Here is a 24,499-nt window from a genome sequence, read left to right on the forward strand (position 1 = left end):
TGCCCTGTTTTAATATTATTAATGCATTTAAAGCAGCTTATTTAATATCAGGGTCTATATTAATTATTTTAAACGACGGAGTGTTTGAAATGGATTTAAATAACACAGTATTAACTGGAAAGAAGCTACGTGGCGCTGAAAAAATGGCGCGTATTCCAATTAAAGTTGTTCCAACGGAAACGACACCGAAAAAGCCAGAATGGATTCGGACTAAAATTAGTCAACCTGAGGAAGTCCAAATCATTAAGGATTTATTAAGGCAACAAAAACTGCATACGGTTTGCGAAGAAGCGGCTTGTCCTAACTTGCCGCAATGTTTTGGCAGTGGAACAGCAACATTTATGATTATGGGAGATATCTGTACTCGACGCTGTCCATTCTGTGATGTCGCTCATGGTCGTCCTAATATCCTAGATATTAATGAGCCAAAGCATCTGGCTGAAACAGTCAAAAATTTAAACTTAAAGTATGTCGTGATTACTTCGGTTGATCGAGACGACTTAAAAGATGGTGGCGCACAGCATTTTGCCGATTGCATTCGAGAAATTCGTGAGATTAGCCCAAATACTTTGATTGAAATTTTGGTTCCTGATTTTCGTGGTCGTGCAGATATTGCCCTGAAGATTCTGAGCCAAAACCCACCCGATGTTTTTAATCATAATATTGAAACCGTTCCACGTCTGTATAAAGCCATGCGACCAGGCTCTAACTACCAGCATTCATTGGATTTGCTCAAAAAATTTAAACACTACTGTCCTGACATCCCAACCAAATGTGGTTTGATGGTCGGTTTAGGTGAAGTTGAGGCTGAGGTTATTGTGTTATTGAATGATTTGAAAGATTACCACGTTGACTATGTCACTATCGGTCAATACTTACAGCCATCTAAGTCTCATGCGCCAATTCATCGTTTTGTTACGTTGCAAGAGTTTAAGCACTATCAAACACATGGAGAGCGCTTAGCGTTTAAAAATATTTGGAGTGCGCCATTGGTACGATCAAGTTATTTTGCCGATCGTCAGTATCATGGTGAGGCTGTGCCTAACCCTTACATGAGCGAATGAATTTTTATCCTATTTACGTTTATTAACATTTCAGATGGAAATAGTCATTTTCAGCTCATACGAACACTTTTAAAGTAACTCAAGGACTGGTAAAGCCAAAAGATATGATTTAACCAAGCAAAGATAAAAGCATTTAAAATCGAAGCAAGAAGAAATGACGTAAATGACTATAAATTTGGAAGCTCATTTCTAAAGTTTAAAAATATTACAGTCTCATCATAAAGGAATATGATATGAACCTGTTCAATACACCATCTGTAAAAAAGCTGCAAACAACCCATTTAATTAATCAAACTACTGTGCATGCTGCCCCTGTTTTAGCATTGCCTCAAGACGATCAAACGTCTTTATTTCGCCGCTCTATTCAACATAATTATGCAGATTTACTCAAAATAGCGGATGATTCAGATATGGCGATTGGTCTTACAGATCATCACGGGACTCTCTTATGGACATGGAGTAGTTCAGCCATGCTTTCTTCTGCTGAACAAGTTCATTTTATTGAGGGCGGACATTGGTCTACACAGGCAGTTGGAACCAATGCGATTGGTATGACGTTAAACAGCCAAATATCAAGTTGCGTCTATTCTCATGAAAACCAAATGGACAGTGTTCGTGATTGGGTTTGTTATGCCGCACCAATTTGGGATCCGACATCAGGACAATTTCACGGCATTATTAACCTTTCCACAAAATATAAAAAACATACGCCTTTAGGGTTGCTCGCAGTTGAACGCTGTGCAGATTTAATACAGCGTGCCATAAAATTTGAGCAGCAAAATTTTTTATACATTAAAGCGCTAGGTTCACCTTGGGTTCAATTTAATGGGCAAACTTTAAACTTGAGTCACCGTCAAATTGAAATACTTTGCATTTTAGCTTTGCATCCCTATGGTATTGGTTTAGAAGAGTTACACTACGCCCTTTATGGTGAACGTAGTGTCAGCCTAAAAACCTTAAAGGCTGAGCTTTCACAATTGCGTACGCTACTACCACACTGTATTGAAGCTCGTATTTATAGACTAACCTGTGAGGTTCAATGTGATTTTTTACGTGCTGAACAATCTTTAAATGCGAATCTTATTGCCAGTACATTTTCGTTATATAAAGGGAGTTTTTTATCTAAATCAGAAAGCCCTTTATTGAGTACTTGGAGACATTGTTTTGACGCTCGTTTAAGCCAAATGATTTATCAAATAAAAGATATCGATCAATTATTGCGAATTATTGGTCAAACTCACGATCGTATTGATGCAATACAACGCTTATTAGAACTCTTACCACAAGATAGCGCCCACCGTAGCTATTTTTTAAATCTGATTTAAATCTAATCTATGGCTTTAATGCCAAAGCGTCATTGTATAAGTTTTTATTATGTAGCAGATAGAAAAGGAAGCATGGTGTCCATACTTCCTTTTATGTACAACTAAAGGCAGCCAATCAGGCTTTTGGTCATGTACTTGTTCTAAAGCCCAGTTTATTCTTGCGAGAAGATAGACTTGTTACTGATGATGACCTTTTAAGTTGAGAATCATTTTTTTATTTTCTGAATACACCTTTTATTTATATAAACTTTTACCCTTTGAAGAAAAGAAAGAGTTCGCTGAATTTAAATGATATTACACAGAAACACTAAATTTTGGATGATTGTATTTTAAGCTTAATGAAATCTTATCCAACAACGTAATAATATGCTCTTCAATAGTGTACATTCCAAAACTAAAGCGGACAGTATTTGCTGCGAGTTCTTCAGTAAGCCCTAAAGCATTTAATACATGTGATGGTGCTGCATGATGTGAATTACAGGCAGACCCACTTGAAACAGCGGCAACTAGTTTAATAGCGGATAGAATAGAGTCTGCTCGCTCCCCTAAAAAACTGATATTTAAATAATTGGCAACATGTTCGGTAGGATGGCCATTCAATTTTACAGGAGTTAACGCTTCTAAACGAATTAAAAATTTATTTCTTATTTTTTGAATACGCTGTTGTTCTTCATCTAAGTTTATTTTAGCCAGTCTACAAGCCTCACCCATTCCAACGATTTGATGTGTGGCTAAAGTTCCCGAACGTAAACCCTGTTCATGTCCACCACCGTGAATTTGCGTCTTGATTTGTTTTTGTACTTCATGACGCACATATAAGGCACCTATACCTTTAGGTCCATATATTTTATGTGCAGATAGACTGAGTAAATCAATATGCATCGCCTGAACATCAATCTCTGTCTTTCCTGCGGCTTGGGCGGCATCGACATGGAATAAAACCTGATGCTGATGTGCAATATGACCAATCGCTTGAATATCGGTTAATGTCCCAATTTCGTTATTCACCATCATGAGCGAAATTAAAACCGTATTGGGCTGAATGGCCTGTTCTACCTGTTCTGGGCGAATCACGCCTGTACCCAACTCAGGTTGTAGATAAGTGACCTGAAAACCGAGACTTTCTAACTCGGCACAGGTATCTAGCACAGCTTTATGTTCTATTTTACTGGTAATAATGTGTTTATTTTGATTTTTATAACGATCTAAAGTGCCTTTGATTGCAAGGTTATTTGACTCTGTCGCACCAGAAGTCCAAATAATTTCTTGAGGATTGGCATGGATTAAATCAGCCACATGCTGTCTAGATGTACTGATATGCTTGGCAGCATCCCAACCATAATGATGGGACTGAGAAGCAGGATTTCCGAAATCGCCGTCTACAGACAAACATCGAATAATCGCTTGCGTAATTTCAGGAAGAATAGGTGTTGTTGCTGCATAATCTAAATAAATTAATCTACTCATTTTAATCACTATTAAAAATAAATTTAAAATGATTATAAAGGATGAAATTTATTCTATTTATATGGATTTAATCATACCTTATCAACAAAATTAAACTTATAAAAAAATCGTTAGTTTTATCATTAACCAACGATTTTAATATATAAAACTAAAATATATATCATTAAAAAATAAGACGCAAATTTATAAAACCCGAGATAAAAAGTTTTGGGTACGTTCTTCTTTTGGTTGTTCTAAAACCTGTTGAACCGTTCCTTGTTCAACAATTCTACCTTGATCCATAAATACCACATGGTCGGCAACTTCTCGTGCAAAAGCAATTTCATGCGTTACAATCACCATGGTTTTACCTAATTGAGCTAAGTTTTTGATTACATTTAAAACTTCACCAACCAGTTCAGGGTCTAAGGCCGACGTTGGCTCATCAAATAAAATTACTTTAGGGTCTAAGGCTAAAGCTCTGGCAATAGCAACGCGTTGCTGCTGACCACCAGAAAGTTGTTTAGGCCATGCTTCAACTTTATCTCGAAGCCCAACTAAACCCAATAATTGATTGGCTTTTAAAATGGCTTGATCTTTACTGAGTTTTTTATGTGCTAAGGGTGCTTCAATAATATTTTGTAAAACATTTAAATGTGGAAATAAATTAAAGTTCTGAAAAACATAACCTACAGATTTACGTTGCTTTAAAATATCTCGTTCTTTTAACTCATAAAGTTTATCGCCTTTTTTACGATAGCCAATAAACTCATCATCAATTTGAATAAACCCTTCATCTACACGCTCTAAATGATTTATCGTTCGTAATAAAGTAGATTTACCCGACCCAGATGGACCAATAATGACCGTAACAGAGCCCGCTGGAATATCCAGACTAATATCGTGTAATGCCGCATGTCCTGCATAGTTTTTAAAGACATGGCTCACTTGGATATGACCATTTGCAGGAGATGTTGATTGATTAATGATCATAGCTTGCTCCTATACGTGGCTGAGTTGTGTGTGGCTGTGCCTTCTTGAAAAAAGCAAAACTATTAATGGCTGATTTCCGCTCGCCTTTTGCTAATATTTTTTCGATATACCATTGCACGATGGAAAATACGCTGGTCACAATCACATACCAAACGGCAGCGACCATCAACAATGGAATCACTTCTTGGTTACGGTTATAAATCATTTGTACTGTGTAAAAGAGTTCAGGCATTGCCAAAACATATACAATCGATGTGCCTTTAGATAAACCCACACATTCGTTGATAATTGCTGGAATGATACTGCGAATGGATTGCGGTAAAATAATCCGCGTCGTACGGCGCCACCATGACAGACCCAATGCTGCCGCTGCTTCGAATTGACCATGATCGACTGACAAAATCCCACCACGGATGACTTCTGCCGTATAAGCACTTTGTACTATCACCAAACCGACTAAAGCTGTTGAGAACTGATCCAGAGCATTAATGGTTTTAAACTGAGCAAAGACTGTGTCGGTAAAAGGCACACCAACATTGATGTATTCATATAGATAAGAAAAGTTATAGAGAATAATCAACACTAACAGCAGTGGTAATGATCTGAACATCCAGATATACACCCATGCCAGTGAGAGAATTAGCCAAGATGATGAAAGTCTCATCATCGCCACAATGGTGCCCAAAATTAAACTAAACACGATTGACCAAAATGTCAGTTTTAGCGTCATCATCAAACCCTGAAGAATCGCAGGGTTAAAGAACCACTGTCTAAAAACAGGCCAGCCCCAGTTTTGATTGGAAAATATCGATTCCGCGACCACTGCAATAATTAATATCGAAAATGCGACACCAATGTAGCGCAGTGGATGACGTGCTGGAACGATTTTATAGTGTTCTAAACTCATGCGACCTCCTTTTGCAGTAAAGTCTTTCTAAAAGGAAGTCCACCGTATAAAGGCGCACCAATGTATCGATCAAAATTAAAATCTGGAGTGAGTTCAAACTGGGGTTCATAGCCTAGACTCAAATACAATTTCACTGCTGGAATTTGTTTAAACCCTGTAGTGAGAAAGATTTTGCGATACCCCGCAGCAAGCGCACTTCGTTCAAGTTCTTTGACTATTTTTGCAGCCAATCCTTGTTTACGTAAGTCTCGATGTGACCAAATCCGTTTCAGCTCTGCAGTTTCTGCGTCATAGCGTTTATACGCCCCCATTGCAATGACTTCATCATCACGTTTAAGCACAACAAACAACCCATGCGGGGGTAAAAAATCTTCCGCACCTTCATAGCGTTCCCGATATGTGGCTTTTTTACGTTCATCAATCACTTGTGCGTCTTGACGCGCAAAAAAATCACCATAGATTTCTTCATATTCAGCAAATAACTGATCAAGCAAAGGTTGTGCTTCGGGTACATCAACTGGCATTTGGATAAATTTTTCTTGCATAATGACCTCTTATTTATCCTGAATCAGTGGGTTAATGACTGATTGTGGAATTCCTTCATTTTGTAAATTCCAACGTGTCAAAGCTTGGGTATATTTGCCATTCGCAATGACACCGTTTATAGATGTTTGAATGGCATTCACTAGCCCAGTCCCTTTTTTGACGGCAACTGCAACAGACCACGTCCCATTTAAGGTGCCTACTGCTTTAATATTGGCACCATTGGCTTGTTGCCATACGCCCATCACATTGGGTATGAGGTAAGCATCGACACGACCAGACTGCAACGCCAAAGCTGCTGCTGCACCGTCTTCCAAATAAATCGGTTGCGCTGGATCCAGCCCTTTTTGTCGATTATTTTCAATCCATTTCAACAATAGCCGTTCTTGATTGGTGCCTGAACCGACCACAATTTTGAGTCCCGCGATATCATCTGGCGTTTTAATCGTTTGAATTTTACTGTCTTTAGGCACATAAAAAGCCAACATGTCTTGACGATAAGTCGCAAAGTCGTATTTCTGTTTACGCTGTTCTGTGACGGCAATATTACTGAGCACGGCATCGAAGTTCCCCGATGCTAAACCGAGTGGCCAGTGTTCCCACGAGCTTGGAATCACTTGAAGTTTTAGACCTAAGCTGTCAGCAATTAACTGTGCAATATCAATTTCACTACCAATACGTGTCTGGTTATCTTCTGCCAAAACATGTAGAGGTGGAAAACTGTTGGTGCCCACAGCAACAGTAAAATAACCATCATTCACAAACTTAAAACCTTGAGGCAATTGAGCAATTGCCTCTGCATTTTGAGTACTATGAATAGCCACCATGTTATTTTTTAAGGTCTGTTGCTCTTGTTCAGTAAACTCAGTTTTCAAACGATTTTCTTGCGTATGAGTTGTTTTCTCATTGTTGTAGCAACCCGTCAGGCCTAAAGCTGCCAGTGTCAGACTAAAAAATGCGACAGTCTGAGCTTTGTACATGTTAGTCTCCCAAGCCTGGAGGGTTAATTGCAGAATGTTGAATCGCTTCTGCCTGAGTCCCCCAACGTGCTAAGACTTTTTGATACTCGCCTGTTTGAATCACTCCATTTAAAGCCGTTTGTACTGCATCAACTAAGCCACTGCCTTTTTTCAGCGTGACTCCTAATTCAGCAGGTCGTGTTCCACCTCCGAGTGCTGTCCCAGCCAAACGGATTTTTGCACCATTTACCGCTTGCCATGCGTAAGCAACATTAGGACCAAATAAAGCATCAACCCGCCCAGACTGGAGTGCCAAACTTGCAGATGCACCATCATCGTAATAAAGTGCCTGCCCAGGCGGCAGTCCTTTCTTTTTATTGTCTTCAATCCAGTCCAACAGTACTTTTTCCTGATTGGTACCAGAACCGACAATCACTTTTAAACCTGAAATATCATCGGGACCTTTGATGGCTTTGATTTTACTTTTCTCTGCGACATAAAAAGCCAATACGTCTTGACGATAAGTCGCAAAGTCAAATTTCTCCTTACGTTCTTTGGTGACGGTAACATTGGCAATGGCTGCATCATATTTGCCACTAAGGACACCGAGCGGCCAGTCTTCCCACGAGGTGCGAACCAGTTTCAGTTTTAAGCCCAAACTGTCTGCAATCAAACGAGCAATATCAATTTCAGTTCCAATATAGGTTTGATTATCAGGCCCCAATACACTTAAAGGTGGCGCTCCTGAAATCGCAGCAACGGTAAAATAACCCGCATTTACAAACTTAAAATCTTTTGGAATTTTTTGACTGGCTTCCGCATTGTGAGCAACATGAATCGGCGTCATATTCTCTTTCAACTTTGCAAGCTCACGGCTATAGAAATCGGTTTTATCGGTCGATTTTGTAGACTCGGCTGTTGAGCTAGCCGTTTGAGTAGATGCCTGTTCTTTACTGCATCCAACCAGAGAAATTCCTAGAAGCAGTGCCAAAGCAATCGTCAAAGGTGTTTTATTCAACCGCATGAAGGTGTTCCTTTTCTGATTGTTCAAATTGATTTTCTGGTCGCTTCAAACCAAAACTAGCGCGTAAAGTAGTGCCTGGATATTCGGTACGATATAGCCCGCGTTGTTGCAGCAATGGCACAACTTTTTCAACAAAAGTATCTAAAGTTTTTGGTGTTGCACCCGCAATAATGAAGCCATCTGCCGCCTCTTCTTTTACCCACAGTTCTAACTGATCTGCGACTTCTTCTACCGTTCCAGCAAAAGGTGGACGTGGAGTTGCTGCTTGTAGTGCAACCTGACGTAAAGTTAAATTTTCTGCTTTGGCCTTACGTTTAATTTCATCAGTACCACTTTTAAAGCTGTTTTCACCCAGTGTGCCCAGTTCTGGAAAAGGTGCATCGAGTTCATATTGAGAAAAATCATGATGTTCAAAGAAACGTCCTAAATAATTCAGTGCGTCATCGATCGTGACTAATGCGGCTGTTTCAAGATATTGACGCTCTACGTCTTCAGCAGAATCTCCGATCAAAACCCTAATGCCTTGGAAAATGAGCAAATCATCTGCATCACGACCATTCTTAATCACTTGCTGTTTCACATCTAAGTAAAATGCTTGTGCTTCTTCGAGTGTGGCTTGATGGGTAAAAATGGCATCGGCATGTTTCGCGGCTAATGCACGACCTGCACCTGATGCTCCTGCTTGGAATAGAATCGGACGGTCTTGTGGCGAACGCTCTACATTGAGTGGGCCTGCCACTTCAAAATGTTTACCTTTATGGTTCAAGGTATGTAATTTACTGCGTTCAAAAAATTGTCCTGTTTCTTTATTGCGAACAAAAGCGCCTTCACCCCACGAGTCCCAAAGCCCTTTTGCGACTTGCAAATATTCATCTGCAATTTCATAGCGTTGGCTGTGCTCAGGATGCTGTTTACGGGTATGATTTTTTGCAGTGCCTTCAAGTGGTGTGGTCACCACATTCCATCCTGCACGTCCACCACTTAAATGATCCAGACTGGCAAACTGACGCGCAATCGTAAACGGCTCACTATATGAGGTCGACACTGTACCAACTAAACCAATATTTTGAGTCACACTGGCTAGGGCTGAAAGTAACGTAATCGGCTCAAAACGGTTGAGAAAATGAGGAATCGATTTTTCATTGATATATAAACCATCAGCCACAAAGACAAAATCAAATTTTGCCCGTTCAGCTTGAAGCGCTACGTTTTTGGCAAACTCAAAATTAATACTGGCATCGACCACCGCTTCAGGATGGCGCCATGCAGACATATTTCCGTTTGCACCGTGTAAAATAGTACCAAGGCGAATTTGTTTGTGATTACTCATGTTAGACCTCTGCATTTTTATGAATAGACTCAAGTGCTTGTGTTGCTAAGGCAGCAAAGTATTGAGCAGCTGGATAAATTAAAGATTCATTGGGTTGATATTGGGGGTGGTGCAAACCGAAGGAACTGGCACTGCCGATACTGACAAAGGCGCCGGGGATGTGTTTTAAATAGGCGCCAAAATCTTCACCGATCAAATAAAGCGGTGCTTCTTGCACCTCATAACCTTGTGCACGAGCAACGGCTTGGCTCAGTTCAGCCCATGTTGCAGTGTTGATTAATGCCGCGGGGCCATTGTCCCAATCCACAGCAATGTCGACTGAGTGAGCAAGTGCAATACCTTGTGCAATTTGTTTAAGTTTTTCTTCAACAGCTAGACGCACCTCAGGAGAATGGGTTCTTACCGTGCCCTCTAAGTGAGCTTCTTCTGGCAGGACGTTCCAACTTGTGCCCGCATGTACTTGGGTAATACTGACTACACAAGTGTCTAAATTATTTATGCTACGACTGGCAATAGTTTGCACAGCACTAATCAACTGCGCTGCCACAACAATTGGATCTTTGGTTTCATGCGGACGCCCTGCGTGACCGCCCTTGCCTTTAATCACAATTTTGAATCGGTCGACGTTGGCATAAAATGCACCAGAGCGCGTTGCAAAAGTACCTAGAGCTAACTCAGGAACATTGTGAAAACCGAAAATGGCGGATACATCTTCTAAGGCTCCACTCTTCAGTACTTCATAAGCACCACTATAAGTTTCTTCAGCGGGCTGAAAAATAACGCGTACCGTACCTTTTAATTCAGACGCTTGAGCTTTGAGTAAAATTGCAGCGCCTAAAATGGTTGAGCTATGCAAATCATGCCCACAAGCATGCATTACTCCGTCTTGAGTCGAGCGAAAGTCTTGCTCAATTTCTTCATGAATGGGTAACGCATCGATGTCTGCTCGAATAGCCACAATTGGATAACCAGTGCCAATATCTGCAATCAGTCCTGTTTTTAAACCCCAAGTTGCAGTTTCAATGCCGTATTCAGACAGCCATTGTTTTAATTTGTCAGTGGTTTGAAACTCTTGACCTGATAATTCTGGATGACGATGTAATTCATGTCTCCAATTGAGCAACTGCTGTTCAAGTAACTGTCTATTTGACATTAATTTCTCCCACTTAAGCTGCAAGCACAGCATGCTGTGCCAGTAGTGTTAGAGATTTCAAACGTGTTGCATGATCTAACAGTGGTGATTCAACAATAAATTCCTGAATTCCATGTTGTTGATGCAAAGCGTATAACTGCTGATGAACATCCTCGACTGTACCTTTGATAATTTTTAACTGCTCTTTTTTAAGGCTTTTAATCGCAGATTGAGCTTGTCTCGAAAACTCCTCTCCACTTTGTTCATTTGGAATTTTTACTCGTTGACCATTCTCAAGTTCCAACGTCCACACCGAAAGCCCTGCTGCCAGTTCTTCCGCTTGATCACGGCTATCAGCCACAATAATTTGTGCCGCAACAATCGCTCTTTTTCCTGATGAATAGTGTGAGTAAGTCTGTAAAGCATCTTGAAGTAGCTTGGCATCGCCATTTAAATGTGCAGCAAATACAAAGTTCCAGCCCAAATCTGCTGCGAGTCGAGCACTTTCAAGGCTTGCACCTAGCAAGAACTTCTCTGCGACCTGATCTGGTGTTGGAGTTGCAGCAACTTGATCTGGCTGATTACGATCAAATTTAGAATGTAAATAATGATCTAATGCTTCTAGTTGTACTTTAAAACTTCCTTTTAATGACTGATCAAGCCCGAGCTGTAGCGCCTGAGTTGAGACAGGAAAACCGCCAGGTGCTTTACCAACGCCTAAATCCACTCGATTGTTTGCTAGACCTGCCAGTACATTAAAATTCTCTGCAACTTTATAAGGGCTGTAGTGCTGCAACATTACCCCACCAGAGCCAATTCGAATGGTTTTAGTCTGAGCCAACAGCCATGCAATTAAGATTTCAGGCGATGGACTTGATAGCAATGCTGTGGAATGGTGCTCAGCCACCCAGTAACGATAAAATCCTAAGGCTTCTGCTGTTTGAGCAATTTGCAATGCATTTTTAAATGACTGTTCTGTGCTAATCCCTTCGGCTCTTGGACATTTATCCAGTATGCTTAATTTATAATTCAGCCCCATTTTCTATTTTCCAAAAGATATAAAGTTGGAACCTATTAAACGGATTTAGCTTTTAAAAATTAAATATTAAATAAAATTAAAGTTATATAAAAAAGTGAAAATATGGTTTTTATAAAGAGATTGAAGTGTTATTAAAAATAAAGAAAACCTTATTAAAATTTCAATGTAAATATATTTAATCAAAACTGATATTCAAATGATTATTTAATATTTAACAATAAAAAAACAATCGATATATTGACTACCAGAGTCGAAATACTCATCGGATTATTGTTTTAGGTAAAACTCTATAAATTACATCATCATTGGAAAATATAATGTGGCAAACCAATCTAATACTGGCTCAGCGTGAAAAGCTGGGTTTTAAAATATCCCCTCTTCATCAATCCATTTTCTTTGCTTTAACTTGTGGAATTACAGGTTCTATTTATGCGCAAGATGTGAATAAAAATGCACCTACATCTTCTGAAAAAGAAGATGTTCAGCAACTAGAAAGTGTCGTTGTGGTAGGAAATCGTGGAGGTATACGCACCGTTACTGAAAGCCCAGCACCTCTGGATGTAATTAGTGGTGAACAGTTGCTCAAACAAGGTAATACCCTTGCGCTAAGAGACATTTTGGCAAAAGTGATTCCATCTTTCAGTGTTGCTACTGTTCCTAGTCAACCTGATGGTTATGGGGCTGTTGCCCGTTCTGCAGGTTTACGTGGTTTGGGTGGTGGTCATACCCTCGTGTTGGTGAATGGAAAACGTCGTCATGTCGGTGCTTTAGCCATTAACAAATACGGTTTTGGTGAAGGCTACCAAGCAGCAGATTTAGACCTCATCCCGATTGGTGCTATTGCACGTGTTGAGGTTTTACGTGATGGTGCTGCGGCGCAGTATGGTTCCGATGCGATTGCTGGAGTGATCAACATTGTACTCAAATCTGCTGATAATGGCGGCAATATTAGTACCACCTATGGTGGACGAGAACACTATGATGGAACTGGTCGAAATGGAGAAACTTTTCAACTGAATGCCAATGCTGGTGCACCTTTGGGTCAAGACGGTTTTATCAATTTTGGTTTTGACCTGAAAAATCAGGATGCTACTACCCGTGCTGGCCCAGTTTCAGGCAGAATTTATTCTAAAGTAAATGGTCAGGATGACCCACGCGAAGCCACAATAGATCGTAATTTAAATAAATTGGGGCTGCCATCGGTTGAACAGTTTAATGTTTCTGCAAATGCTGAACTTCCTTTAAGTAAAGCTGCAACTCTGTATAGCTACACCACCGCAGGTTGGCGTGATGCTTCTACAGGAGCTTCCTATCGTCGTCCGAACTCTAGATCAGGTATTGTTGAAATCTTCCCGAATGGTACAACGCCCGATGTCATTTTAAATGAAACGGATGTGCAAACCGTTTGGGGACTAAAAGGCGATAATGTACTCGGTTGGGCATGGGATGCGAGTAGTTCTTATGGTAAAAATACACAAGATCACTCTACACGAAACAACATCAATCCATCTCTTGGCCCCTCTAGCCCAACTTCATTTGGTCTACAAAAATATGATGCTTATCAATGGGTCAGCAACCTTGATCTGAAGAAAACCTTCGATATTGGTTTTGGAGCAAACCCACTGAGTGTTGCATGGGGACTAGACTATCGTAAAGAAGGTTGGGCATCTAAAGCCACTGATCCTTTAGCTTATAAAAATGGCGGTTATATTATTCCTACAGGCGATAGTGCTGGCTTACCTGCAACAGTCGGAACCTTTGGTGCCCGTGTGCTCTTACCTGAAGATGAAGCTGATATTAGTCGGACTAACACTGCTGCCTATTTAGATTTAGGGTTAGATGTAACCAAAAACTGGTTTGTGGGTTTAGCAGGTCGTTTCGAACATTATGATGATAGTTCTGGTGATACATTCAACGGAAAAATTAACAGCCGTTATGAATTCACACCTGAACTTGCAATCCGAGGAACCGTAAGTACAGGCTTTATTGCACCGTCGCTATACCAACAAGGATTTGCCAGTACGGGCATTGTAAGCACGGTAAACAATGGCGTCCGCTCAGATGTATACAGTAAATCTGTACGTACTGATTCAGCATTAGGAAAAGCTTTAGGTGCAGAGGCACTTGATCCTACCGAATCGACTAACTTTTCTCTGGGTTTAACTTATAGCCCATTCAAGAATTTCAACCTTGCAGTTGATGCTTATCGTATTGAATTAAAAGACCGTATTGCTTCAACAGCAGGTCTTACTGGTAGTGGTATTAACAACATTTTGGCAGCCAACGGCTTTTCTAACGTTAATTACGTGACTTACTATGCCAACTTATTTGATACAGAAACCAACGGTGTTGATGTTGTTGCAGACTATACACAACAACTGAATAAATATGGACGTATCCGCTGGAGTTTAGGCTTCAACTGGAATGAAACCGATATTACAGCAATTGCGGATAATCCAAGCCAGTTAGACGGTATCAATATTGATCGTATCACCCGTCGTACCAAAGGCATGATTACCGATGCAGATCCGAAAACAAAATTCACTCTAGCAGCAAATTGGCAGTATGCAAAAGTCGATTTGAATACCCGCTTATCTCGTTATGGTAGCTATATCGCGCGCAGTGAAACAGCCGCCACAGACCAGACCTTTGATGCTAAATGGATTGTTGATTTAGATGCAACCTACCATCTTACAGACAGTCTTTCATTGACTTTAGGCGCGGACAACTTATTTAACACCTACCCTGAAAAATCCAACATTGTCGATGGTTTGGGTGAGAATTATTATGCACAGCTTTCGCCTTTTGGACTCTATGGTGGCTATTACTATGGTCGTGTCAATTATCGCTTCTAAAAATATTTAAACCAAATGCTTTGGTGAAATTTCAATATCGTTTAAGTCTTTCTGATGGTTCAGAATCGATGATTATTTAAATACTGAATTTCACCAAAGGACTGTTTCACACACATTCAAAATTTTTGAGAAAATATATGAGCATTACTATTTGGGGCAGACCCAATTCTTTAAATGTCCACAAAGTACTTTGGCTAGCAGCCGAACTTGGACTTCAATTTGAACATATTCCTGCGGGACAACAGTATGGTGTGGTTGATACTGCCGAGTTTTTGGCGCTCAATCCAAATGGTCTGATTCCTGTCATTCAAGATGGTGACACGGTTTTATGGGAATCAAATACCATTTTGCGGTATCTCACTGAGGTATATGGAAAAAATACATTATGGCTTGAAGACCCTAAACTACGCTTTAGCGCAGAAAAATGGATTGACTGGTATACTACGACCGTCCTGCCAGTGTTTGGAATTGTGTTTTTTAATCTGGTTCGTCAGCCTGAAGATAAAAGAGATTTGGCTGCGGTTAAAGTTGCAGCAGAAAAACTAGAAAAAATATTGGATGTTGCCAATAGCGAGCTGGCTAAACAGCCCTATCTGTCTGGTTCAAATTTTGGCGTTGCAGATATTCCTTTGGCCTTAGCCCTCAATCATTGGTTCAATTTAGACGTTCAGCGTCATCATGATCATACGCACTTAAAAGCATGGATCGAACGTATTAGAGCGCGGGAACACTTTTTAAAAGTGGCCAGTATTCTTTAGTTAAGCATTATTGCTCTATTTTTTAAAATTTTAGCTTTAAATAGCATAAGGCTGTTCTATCTATGGACGGTCTTATTGCATATAAATTGATTTATTTAGTAGAGATATTAAAAATAGATGCAGAGAGAAAATAAATACAAATAAAATAGATATCTTGAATATAAAATAAATTATCTTTAATCATTATAAGTCGCTATATTTGATTAATCTATTATCACTTTTTATAAAAATACTAATCTAAAAAAGTTTGTTTTCTATTTTTAAAAAATAACTCATTATGTTTTTAATGTTTTATTTAGCTAAATTAATTTTCTTATTTGTAAGTTAATGGGGAAATTAAAATCTGAAGAATTTTTTTATATTCAAAATTAAGCCGATTTAATTTAAGAAATAAAGAAGATTCTGCAATGACAATTAAATCTTATTGAATGGTGCATTACTGATATGAGTGAAGTCAGTCGAAGTCCTTATAAAAAGGCAATTTTGTTTGAACAACTTCAAAATGTTCAGTCCAATGTATTTCATGCTGTCGATCTATATCCATTTGCTGCCAATCTGGTAAGTCCGATTACAGCAGAAAAACCTGTTCAAACCAACAACATTTTTTGGGCAATTGCTGCTGTTCTGTCATTACATTACGGCATCTTTTATCTTGCGAAGCATCTTCCTACTCCACCTTTGATTGTGAAAAAACCAGAACCTATCGCAATTGTAATTGAAAAGCCAAAGGAAGAACTACCTAAGGTCATTGAGCCGAAACTCAAGCAGGAAATACAAAAGCCGATTATTCCGCCTGTCTCAGCAAAACCTCAGCCTGTACAAAAACCAGTGGTTGAAAAATCCATTCCCAAACCTGTAGTGCAAAAGCCGATTGAGCAGCCTAGAACTGTCGCCAAATCAGTTCCTCAACCTGTACAGCAGGCTGAGCCAACAGAAAACGTCATACCGACCCAGAAAGTTGCTGAACCGGTGAGTAAGCCCACACAAGAAAACTTATCTGTGACAGCAGCCAAAGGTTATGCCGGTTATCTGAGCAATCCTGCCCCTGAGTACCCAGAAGTGGCATTAGACCGAGGTTGGGAAGGCGTTGTGATGTTGCGTGTGAAAGTCTCACCCGCAGGTAGTCCTTTGGAAATCAACCTGAAAAATAGTAGCGGCAAAAAAGCACTGGATGATGCTGCTGTAAAAACTGTGAAGCGCTGGAAATTTTCACCTGCACTGCGTGGCAACACGCCAGTTGAAGGTTGGGTCGATGTTCCAATTCACTTCAAACTACCCAATTAAACTGTAAAATTTTATCTTAGGAAAATTCGATATGTCTGATATTAATACGATTATTCATGATGCAACCATTTGGTTATTGATCGGTTTTTCGATCGTAACCTGGGTTTTAATTGTGGTGAAAGCTATACAAACCTCAAAAGCTACCAAAGAGAGTAAACTTTTTGTCGATAGTTTTTGGTCAGCCCAGAACTTGGCAGATGCAATTGGTCAGTCTGAAGATGCTCAGGGACCTACAGCACGTATTGCTCAAACAGGTTTTAAAACCTTAACTGAAGCCAATGAAAAAACCCATCAAGATTTACAACAAACATGGAGTCGTCAAGATTTATTAGAGCGACACTTACGCAAGCAAATTTTTACTGAACGCCGTCAACTCGAAAAAGGTTCTGCCATCCTCGCAAGCATTGGGAATAATGCCCCATTTATTGGTTTATTTGGAACGGTGTTTGGGATTATTCATGCCTTACAAGCAATTGCCCAATCTGGCAGTGCCAGTATGGATGTGGTTGCAGGTCCAATTGGTCAAGCACTGGTTGCAACAGGTATTGGTATTGCTGTGGCTGTGCCTGCTGTACTTGCCTATAACTATTTTGTCCGTAAAGTGAAAAGTATTGGCGCAGATTTAGACGACTTTGCAACAGACTTTGTCAGCCTCACTCAAAAGGTTGGTTTCCAACTCCCTGCCAAAACTCAAACTACACATATTGCAGCAAAAACAGTTACGGCTCAGCAGTTGACATCTCAAGACAAGGAGGCTTTGGCTTAAATGGCGATTTCAACTTCTCAAGATGATGATGTGGTCAGTGACATCAACATTACTCCGCTCGTCGATGTCATGTTAGTGCTATTGATCGTGTTTATTGTAACAGCACCTTTGTTAACCAACAGCGTGAAGGTCAACTTACCGAAAGCTGCTCCAACACAATCGACAGATCAAAACAAAGCACTGGTGATTAGTGTAAAACCAGATGGTGCAATCTTCTTAGACAAAGCCCCTGTCAGTCTCGAAAATTTTGAGCAAGAAATCACACAGCGTAAAAATGCCAACAGCAAGTTAGCATTAAACTTAAATGCCGATGAAACCGTTCCTTATGGCACGGTGGCTAAACTTTTAGCCAGTATAGAACGCGTCGGCGTAGAGAAATTATCAGTGATTACTGAACCGAAATGATCGATTATTCATTTGAAGTCTACACATAGACAACATTTCGAGCTGTAATAATAAAAAAGCACCATCAGGTGCTTTTTTATTTATTCAATGTAATCCAACTACTATGCTGAGAGACTTAGCGACTCACACGTTGAATTGCCTCATCATAAGTCGCACTTGGTTTATATTGGTTTGCTAATTGGTAATGCTGTTTGGCTTGAGCATAGTCCTGATTATTTTCATAAATTTTACCAATGTTGTAATGTGAGTATGCTCTGGTATTATCATTAGATGCTAAGGCAATCGCCTTTTGATTTGCCCATAAAGCCTCAGATGAACGATTCAACTTTTGATAAGCAACGGCAAGATTACTATAGGTTTGTCCAACGTTTGGATTGTAATCAATAGATTGTTGATAAATCAGTGCAGCTTGTTCAAATTGATTGTTTTTATAGGCTTTATCCGCTTTCAAATTTAGCGCTTTGGCCCGTGCCTGTGCATTAGCTGAAACAGGAACGTATTGTACTTGAGTTGCTTGGCTTTGATAACTCGCCACAGTTGAGCCAACTTGGTTCGCTCCAACAGTTGTCCCTGAAATACGATTAATATCTTGGATTTCGCCCTCAGGACTAATGCGAAACACAGTCCATAAATTCCCTGTCAGTCCTGTAGGAATATAATAAGAACGTATCAATGACTCGCCTGCATAAACCATAACTTTGGCTTGGCTATTCGACAGGTTCGTAGTATTAGGTTGAGCACGATCTGAATAATCATGGACCGAATAAACATAATATTGTCCGTCTAAACGTTTATCGATGGTTACTGTTTCAGGACCATAAGCGTCTGTATCATCAACATCCAAATTGGCATCTTGCCCTTGTTTATTGTCCCAATATACATGTTGATTTCTATAGCTTAAATGTGAGTCTAAATCTAAGGGACTCTGCCCCCAGTTTAAAACGATTCGCATACTGTTTAAGTCTTTTAATACAGGACTTAAGGCATAGGTCATACCATCACAAGGACATTTTGCAACCAGTGTTGAATAGCCTGATTTTTTGATAATCAATAAATTGTCTGCACCATTCGTACTGCTACTGTTCACCGTTGCACGTCCGTCTACATTGGTTGAAGCTGATGCAGACTGTTCACCATTTTTTTGTAAAATGACTTGTGCATTAGCAATATTTTGATCTTTTACCGTTGCACTTAAAACATGAATATTAGTGGTATCTGCATAGCCCAAAGCAGGGATGCTTAAACCAAGTATAGAAGAATAAAGTAGATGTTTTTTCATTGTTTATCTCTTATTAAGTTGCATATTGCATTTTAAAGTCTTATCAACACTACGACTCAAACATTAAATCATGCGGTACATTTATTGCGTATGCTATGGCTAAGGATAGATACCACCAGGTTGTTTTCAACATAGATTACACGATGAACATTTAACAAGCTAATGAAGATATTTTCGACACTCATGCAATTTGGAAAGTTTGAAAGCTTTACTCATGTAACGAATCACTCTCTGTTTTGATCAAGCAGGTTGTATAATTAACCACAGGTTATGATTTATTTAATTCTAATATGAAGAATACGTTTTCTGACAATAAGCAAGTTAAAGTAGTTTCGAATTTTCACGAACTCGTGAATGCACATTTTCAAGGCGAAATGAATGCGCTTTGCTGGTCCAGAAATTTGCTTGGAGATTTCCAAGAAATCGTCGCTAAGCTTAAATTAAAAGAGAATATTACAGAGGTTTCTGCGGATCATCTTTTGGCGTTACAGCTTTCAGAATTAGGTAATTTAGCGCGAGAAACAATCTTAAATGATATACAACTATTGACGGATTACGGCGCATCTCCTTCGCTTAACTTACTAAAAAGTTATGAACGGGACGAAGAGTTTGATTTTATTTCAACAGATGTATATTCATATCATGTCGATCGTTCGCCTATCGCAACAGATACTTTTTTATGTACCTATCATGGTGCTGCAAGTGAAATTTTACCCAATCATCAGGTTGTACAAAAAGTGTTGATTCCTGAAATTAGAACAAAGCTCAAAGAACTGCATGATGGCCCAGAAGCCGAATTTGAAGCTTTTCTCGAAGACTATTTTTTTGATCTGCATTATCAGCCTAAACCGAATGTAAAACCTGTAAATTTAGGCTCAGGACATCTTTGGCGTTTAGCGGTAGACCATCCAACACAACAGGTTTTACCCTGTGTTCATAGAGCACCTGTTGAAAAAGATGGTGAATATAGACTGCTTTTGATTTGCTGAATCCTTAGCACTGACTCTGCACAGAATGCCTTAGTGGTTGATCTAACGATAGATGGCTAAAAAGACAGCTCTTTTCATGAATAATCAGTATTTGAACATACAGAAAGTTGCATTCAAATTGCGTCATATATTTTTATAAGCTCTCTCACTAAAAACCCCGCTGTTTTTTTCGAAACGTACTTGGCGAACTACCAACATGGAGTTTAAAAGAACGTGAAAAGTTAGAAGCTGAGGCATAATCCAGTTCTTCCGCAATCTCAAAAATACTTTTACTGGTATGACTTAGCATTTGTTGAGCTTTTTCCATTGAGACATCAGTCTTAATTTGTTGATAGCTTATATTTTTTAACTTTAAATGCCTTTGTAAGGTTTTACTGGAGATATTTAAAAGCTGAGCACATTCTTTCATACTAATAGTTTCAGTCGAGCTCATAAAAAGATGTTTCAACCATAAAACCAAATCCATATTATTTTTTATTTCATAGATTTGTTCTTGGCATTTGAGTTCTATTGCCCTGCGCGTTCCTTCATCGGCTAAATGCAAGGATTGTTGAAGTAAGGGTTTAGTTAAGCGAACTCTAAAACTGGGTTGTTTTAAAGTATTAAAATGAAATTTGACCTTAGATAACCTTAGATAAAGTTGAATGTGTAAGGGTTCATTAATGGACATAAAAATATCATAGGCAAGTAGCCTGTCTTCAACTAACTCCTGAATAGAGCAATGTAAAGCAACAGCGATTGCCTCCAAATGAAAATTTAGAGAAAGCGTATCCATGTTATAGACTGGTTCACAGACCAATTCCATAGACTGATCTTCATGATAAAAATAGCTAAATTTGAAACTAGGAATAATTAGGGTGAAATACTTGGAAATATAGATCAAAGCTTGTTCCAAATTATTACTGGTAAGAATGGCATATCCAACTAAATTATGTGAACTGACCTTGAGCAAACGACCTATTTCAAATGCCAAATCATAATTTTTAGGGTATTTAAGGCAAAATGAAACAAATTGACTGACTTGTTCTTGGGTAATTTTTAAATCAGGTGAAGTCAGATATTTTTTTAAATCTACGTGAATACTAGAAAGCACCGATTCTGTTGATATATTTCTTTCTTCAAGAATATTCAGAATCTTAAAATAGTAACGGGCTGGTATGTTCGGAATGTGATTTTGCATAGTCTTATCTTTCTACAAGGCAGCAAATAGGAGCCATTTGCTACCGATTTGACATTAAATTTCTACCATTTCGAAATCAGACTTTGAAACACCACAGTCAGGACACGTCCAACTTTCAGGAATATCTTCCCAAGCAGTTCCTGCTGCAATTCCCTCTTCTGGTATACCATGAGCTTGATCATAGATCCATCCACAAACAATGCATTGATAACGTTTCATGAAACTGTGACCTCTTGTGTGGCATCTGTGAAGTCATCTGCATATTTTTCTAAAATCTTTTTTTGTTCAGGTGCATATACATTTATTTTGTGAATATCACCCTGATAAAATTGAATTACCTGTTTATCCATAATACTAAACCAAAATGGTGGAATAAAGACTTGTAAAAATAAGCTGGCATAGCCAGATGACAGTTGCGGCACATTCTCATAATGACGTAGCGCCTGATAACTTCGAGTTGGATAGGCATGATGATCGGAATGACGCTGTAATTGATACAATAATATATTGCTGAATAGATTATTGTTATTCCAGCTATGAACTGGCATGGTGCGCTCATAACGTCAATTTTCTAATTTTTGACGTTTTAGACCATAATGTTCCATATAATTCACTGCTTCAAAAAGTGTAATCCCATATAAAGCTTGAGTAATTTGAGTCGGCATGATGTTTTTGCCAAAAAATTTTAACATCAATGCATGATAAGTGGCGGACATTGCCCAGCCTTGAAGCAACTCATTATGAATCGACCAAAAAGGAAGCCCTTTACGTTCTAAGCGTCGTTTTTCGATATGAATTGCCGATTTAAAACTACCTTTAACTGTTCTTGGCCAGAATTTCCAGAAGCTTTCACCAAATTTAGAAGATGCTGGATCTTCAGGCGTAGCAACACGGAGGTGATGACCATAAGGATGCTCAATTCGAAAGTGGTTATAGCCTGTAGGGGCTAGGCACAAATGAGATAAATAATGTTGTAATTTACCTGACTTATGGCTGAGTTCATGGGCAGTATTAATCGCTACACCATTGACGACACCCAGTGTCAGACCAATTAAAATACGATCGCTTGTGGGTGTACTTTCTTTACTGGCAATATAATTTCCATAGATATTGGCAATGTATTGCAACGGAATGTATAGGTTAACAATTTTGGCGTAATACGGGTCTGCTTCTAATTCAGCAATGGCCTCTTCGGGTGGGTTTTCAGGGTCTTGTCCGATGTATTTATCCAATACAGGAATTAAACCATGTAAAACCAAGGGGCCTGCAGCAGCAAAGAGCTTTTTCGTTTTTTTAGGTCCAAATTGATAACCAAGCAATGCAACATTGGCAATATTTGGAATTACTAAACCAAGTATCCATAATTTTCTTTTTTTGTCTTTAAATTTAGGGGCTTCTGCAGTAAGTTTTGTAATAGCATTCATTTAACAACCTCATCAAGTATGACTTTGAGTTGTATAATGATTGTTGATTATGACCCGATTTAGGATGCTTTAAAGGACATAATCTATTCTTTAGTGGACATTTAACATTGTAGTAAAGCTGAAATTTGAACGTTGGAAATGATGTCTGCAGTCCATCAATAATTTTATGAAAATAAAAATGCTTTACAATTTTCAAGCATTATCAGTCTTAAGTGGTGTTTCAGTTTCTGAATAATAAATATTCATTAGACGTTTCGCATTATCCTCACAACTCATATCTTGTGGTTTATTTTGAATTGTTTCAATCAGTTGTATGAGATTCTGTTTATTTTCTAACAACATTTTCTGCATTTTGGTGATTCCTTTGACTTTTTCACTCAGGGTTCCAATCAATTTCTCATGATCCCAATTTGAAATGTTTGCAGGAATTAAAGATTTAATTTCTTCAAGGGTAAAACCCACTTGCTGTGCTTGTTTAATCAGGTTGAGTTGTCTGAGGTCATCTTCAGAATATTTACGGTAGCCGTTTGCTAGTCTTTTGGCTTTTGGCAAGGGAAATAAAACTGATTTTAGTCATTTAGATTTTTTCAGCTAATACATCTCCATAATATATACAGACTATATAATTAGACATTTAAAGCGAAAACCTCGGCTGTATTTTGCTGTTCAAGCAAGCTATGAATCGTAAAGTTGTTATTCTCTTTTTTCTGTTCACATGTAAACTCAGATTTTTGATTCAGAGATAAGGTACATCCACTTAGTAGTGGACATTCAGCAAATAATGCAGCAACCCAATCGACAAACACACGTACCTTAGGCGATAAATGACGATTCTGTAAATAAACCACAGAAATAGGCAAAGGTTCAGGTAACCATTGATGTAGAACTTCCTTGAGTGCACCAGACTCCAGATGCTTTGCAACCATGAAGTAAGGACATTGAATTAAACCAAAGCCTTGAAGTGCCAGTTCAATATACGAGTCACCATCATTGACAGAAACTGGTCCATTGACTGAAATACTTTGAATTTCACCATCTACCACAAAATTCCAGTCAATATTACGGCCTGTACGACTGTTGAAATATTGCACGACCTGATGCTGCTTTAAATCTTCAATTGTTTCTGGTTTACCGTGTTCAGCGAAATATTTTGGCGATGCAACCGTCACAAACTGAACCGTACCAATACGGCGCGCCACTAAACTAGAATCTTTAAGTTGACCAATCCGAATCACGCAATCGACGGCATCCTGAACTAAATCTACAGGACGGTCATTCATACCAATGACTAAATCAATATCAGGATATTTCGTATGAAAATCACACAACATAGGGATTAAGATCATACGCCCTATCGAAGCTTTAACATCAATTCGTAAACGGCCACGTGGTCCACGCTCAGTGTCATGGAAGTGAGACTCAATGTCCTCAACATCAGCCAGAATTTGTACACTGCGCTCATAATATACAGCACCATCAGGAGTCAAACTAAGCTTGCGCGTGGTTCGATTCAATAAGCGAATTTGTAAATGTTTTTCTAATCCCTGAATCGTTGTAGTCACTGAAGCACGAGGTAGTCCTAAGCTATCTGCTGCCAAACTAAAACTGTTGGTTTCGACTACTTTATTAAACACTTTCATGGCATGAAAAAGATCCACGCATTGCTCCTAAGACAGTAACATTTGAAATTCAGTATTCGATTGTTATGAATTTTCGAATAGTGTTATCAAATTTAATATATTTATTCGTAATTCACAAACATTTAAGCTCCGATTTCTTCACCTCACCTGTTTCTCC

General features: G+C 39.0%; 22 protein-coding genes and 1 pseudogene. 8 read left to right on the forward strand and 15 right to left on the reverse strand.

The genetic code is table 11. The features are described from left to right. Positions 1 to 89 precede the first annotated feature (89 nt). Both lipA and F4W09_RS09605 read left to right on the forward strand, forming a co-directional pair. Positions 90 to 1,064, forward strand: a complete 975-nt coding sequence (gene lipA, locus F4W09_RS09600; RefSeq protein WP_104442145.1) for a lipoyl synthase — start codon at positions 90 to 92, stop codon at positions 1,062 to 1,064. 233 nt (positions 1,065 to 1,297) lie between these two features. Then, complete coding sequence (locus tag F4W09_RS09605; protein ID WP_151504633.1) at positions 1,298 to 2,389, forward strand: sigma-54-dependent transcriptional regulator family protein; 1,092 nt, start codon at positions 1,298 to 1,300, stop codon at positions 2,387 to 2,389. A 294-nt stretch (positions 2,390 to 2,683) separates the two neighbouring features. Here the strand turns inward: F4W09_RS09605 and F4W09_RS09610 are convergent, their stop codons facing one another. The 9 genes from F4W09_RS09610 to F4W09_RS09650 all read right to left on the reverse strand — a co-directional run bounded on the left by F4W09_RS09610 (position 2,684) and on the right by F4W09_RS09650 (position 11,762). Continuing rightward, positions 2,684 to 3,856, reverse strand: a complete 1,173-nt coding sequence (locus F4W09_RS09610) for a cysteine desulfurase family protein (protein ID WP_151504634.1) — start codon at positions 3,854 to 3,856, stop codon at positions 2,684 to 2,686. A 183-nt stretch (positions 3,857 to 4,039) separates the two neighbouring features. After that, the gene (locus F4W09_RS09615; RefSeq protein ID WP_151504635.1) at positions 4,040 to 4,828 is read right to left on the reverse strand and encodes an amino acid ABC transporter ATP-binding protein; all 789 of its coding nucleotides are present in this window, start codon (positions 4,826 to 4,828) and stop codon (positions 4,040 to 4,042) included. Beyond that, the gene (locus F4W09_RS09620; RefSeq protein ID WP_151504636.1) at positions 4,818 to 5,735 is read right to left on the reverse strand and encodes an amino acid ABC transporter permease; all 918 of its coding nucleotides are present in this window, start codon (positions 5,733 to 5,735) and stop codon (positions 4,818 to 4,820) included. The genes F4W09_RS09615 and F4W09_RS09620 overlap by 11 nt, the downstream gene beginning before the upstream one ends. Beyond that, complete coding sequence (locus tag F4W09_RS09625) at positions 5,732 to 6,280, reverse strand: GNAT family N-acetyltransferase (protein ID WP_151504637.1); 549 nt, start codon at positions 6,278 to 6,280, stop codon at positions 5,732 to 5,734. The genes F4W09_RS09620 and F4W09_RS09625 overlap by 4 nt, the downstream gene beginning before the upstream one ends. Positions 6,281 to 6,289: 9 nt before the next feature. Further along, positions 6,290 to 7,258, reverse strand: coding sequence for an ABC transporter substrate-binding protein (locus F4W09_RS09630; protein WP_151504638.1), 969 nt, complete (start codon positions 7,256 to 7,258; stop codon positions 6,290 to 6,292). A gap of 1 nt (position 7,259) precedes the next feature. Beyond that, positions 7,260 to 8,261 (reverse strand): ABC transporter substrate-binding protein, encoded by a 1,002-nt coding sequence (locus F4W09_RS09635; protein WP_151504639.1) that lies wholly within the window; start codon positions 8,259 to 8,261, stop codon positions 7,260 to 7,262. Continuing rightward, positions 8,248 to 9,591, reverse strand: a complete 1,344-nt coding sequence (locus tag F4W09_RS09640) for an LLM class flavin-dependent oxidoreductase (RefSeq protein ID WP_151504640.1) — start codon at positions 9,589 to 9,591, stop codon at positions 8,248 to 8,250. Before F4W09_RS09640 ends, F4W09_RS09635 begins: the two co-directional genes overlap by 14 nt. 1 nt (position 9,592) lies before the next feature. Further along, the gene (locus F4W09_RS09645) at positions 9,593 to 10,744 is read right to left on the reverse strand and encodes an amidohydrolase (protein WP_151504641.1); all 1,152 of its coding nucleotides are present in this window, start codon (positions 10,742 to 10,744) and stop codon (positions 9,593 to 9,595) included. A 13-nt stretch (positions 10,745 to 10,757) separates the two neighbouring features. Beyond that, positions 10,758 to 11,762: an MsnO8 family LLM class oxidoreductase gene (locus F4W09_RS09650; RefSeq protein WP_151504642.1), complete on the reverse strand. Its 1,005-nt coding sequence runs from the start codon at positions 11,760 to 11,762 to the stop codon at positions 10,758 to 10,760. Positions 11,763 to 12,079: 317 nt separating this feature from the next. Here F4W09_RS09650 and F4W09_RS09655 point away from each other — a divergent pair, with 317 nt between their 5' ends. From F4W09_RS09655 to F4W09_RS09675, 5 genes are all read left to right on the forward strand, one after another. After that, positions 12,080 to 14,617, forward strand: a complete 2,538-nt coding sequence (locus F4W09_RS09655; RefSeq protein WP_151504643.1) for a TonB-dependent receptor plug domain-containing protein — start codon at positions 12,080 to 12,082, stop codon at positions 14,615 to 14,617. 137 nt (positions 14,618 to 14,754) lie between these two features. After that, positions 14,755 to 15,375, forward strand: a complete 621-nt coding sequence (locus tag F4W09_RS09660; protein WP_151504644.1) for a glutathione S-transferase family protein — start codon at positions 14,755 to 14,757, stop codon at positions 15,373 to 15,375. Between the two features lie 444 nt (positions 15,376 to 15,819). Then, positions 15,820 to 16,659 carry an energy transducer TonB gene (locus tag F4W09_RS09665; RefSeq protein WP_151504645.1) on the forward strand — a complete coding sequence of 280 codons (840 nt, stop codon included), beginning with the start codon at positions 15,820 to 15,822 and terminating at the stop codon, positions 16,657 to 16,659. 31 nt (positions 16,660 to 16,690) lie between these two features. After that, positions 16,691 to 17,425, forward strand: coding sequence for a MotA/TolQ/ExbB proton channel family protein (locus tag F4W09_RS09670; protein WP_044740680.1), 735 nt, complete (start codon positions 16,691 to 16,693; stop codon positions 17,423 to 17,425). Then, positions 17,426 to 17,830 carry an ExbD/TolR family protein gene (locus F4W09_RS09675; RefSeq protein WP_044740681.1) on the forward strand — a complete coding sequence of 135 codons (405 nt, stop codon included), beginning with the start codon at positions 17,426 to 17,428 and terminating at the stop codon, positions 17,828 to 17,830. A 115-nt stretch (positions 17,831 to 17,945) separates the two neighbouring features. On the opposite strand, the gene F4W09_RS09680 is transcribed toward F4W09_RS09675, so the two are convergent. Beyond that, on the reverse strand, positions 17,946 to 19,109 hold the full coding sequence (locus F4W09_RS09680; RefSeq protein WP_151504646.1) for a DUF2135 domain-containing protein: 1,164 nt from the start codon (positions 19,107 to 19,109) through the stop codon (positions 17,946 to 17,948). A gap of 290 nt (positions 19,110 to 19,399) precedes the next feature. Here F4W09_RS09680 and F4W09_RS09685 point away from each other — a divergent pair, with 290 nt between their 5' ends. Further along, positions 19,400 to 20,098, forward strand: a complete 699-nt coding sequence (locus F4W09_RS09685; RefSeq protein WP_151504647.1) for a DUF1826 domain-containing protein — start codon at positions 19,400 to 19,402, stop codon at positions 20,096 to 20,098. A 148-nt stretch (positions 20,099 to 20,246) separates the two neighbouring features. Here F4W09_RS09685 and F4W09_RS09690 read toward each other — a convergent pair whose 3' ends face one another. From F4W09_RS09690 to F4W09_RS09710, 5 genes and pseudogenes are all read right to left on the reverse strand, one after another. After that, a complete protein-coding gene (locus F4W09_RS09690; protein WP_151504648.1) occupies positions 20,247 to 21,278 on the reverse strand; it encodes a helix-turn-helix domain-containing protein in 1,032 nt (343 codons plus the stop codon). A 54-nt stretch (positions 21,279 to 21,332) separates the two neighbouring features. Beyond that, positions 21,333 to 21,497, reverse strand: coding sequence for a rubredoxin (locus F4W09_RS09695; protein WP_044740685.1), 165 nt, complete (start codon positions 21,495 to 21,497; stop codon positions 21,333 to 21,335). Then, a pseudogene (locus F4W09_RS09700) lies at positions 21,494 to 22,702 on the reverse strand (alkane 1-monooxygenase). The gene F4W09_RS09695 and the pseudogene F4W09_RS09700 overlap by 4 nt, the downstream one beginning before the upstream one ends. Before the next feature lie 192 nt (positions 22,703 to 22,894). After that, positions 22,895 to 23,254, reverse strand: a complete 360-nt coding sequence (locus tag F4W09_RS09705) for a MerR family transcriptional regulator (RefSeq protein ID WP_151504649.1) — start codon at positions 23,252 to 23,254, stop codon at positions 22,895 to 22,897. Positions 23,255 to 23,328: 74 nt separating this feature from the next. Continuing rightward, positions 23,329 to 24,360: a LysR family transcriptional regulator gene (locus F4W09_RS09710; RefSeq protein ID WP_151504650.1), complete on the reverse strand. Its 1,032-nt coding sequence runs from the start codon at positions 24,358 to 24,360 to the stop codon at positions 23,329 to 23,331. Positions 24,361 to 24,499 lie beyond the last annotated feature (139 nt).

Origin of the sequence: Acinetobacter tandoii (assembly GCF_008867985.1) — a bacterium.
Classification (GTDB): domain Bacteria; phylum Pseudomonadota; class Gammaproteobacteria; order Pseudomonadales; family Moraxellaceae; genus Acinetobacter; species Acinetobacter tandoii.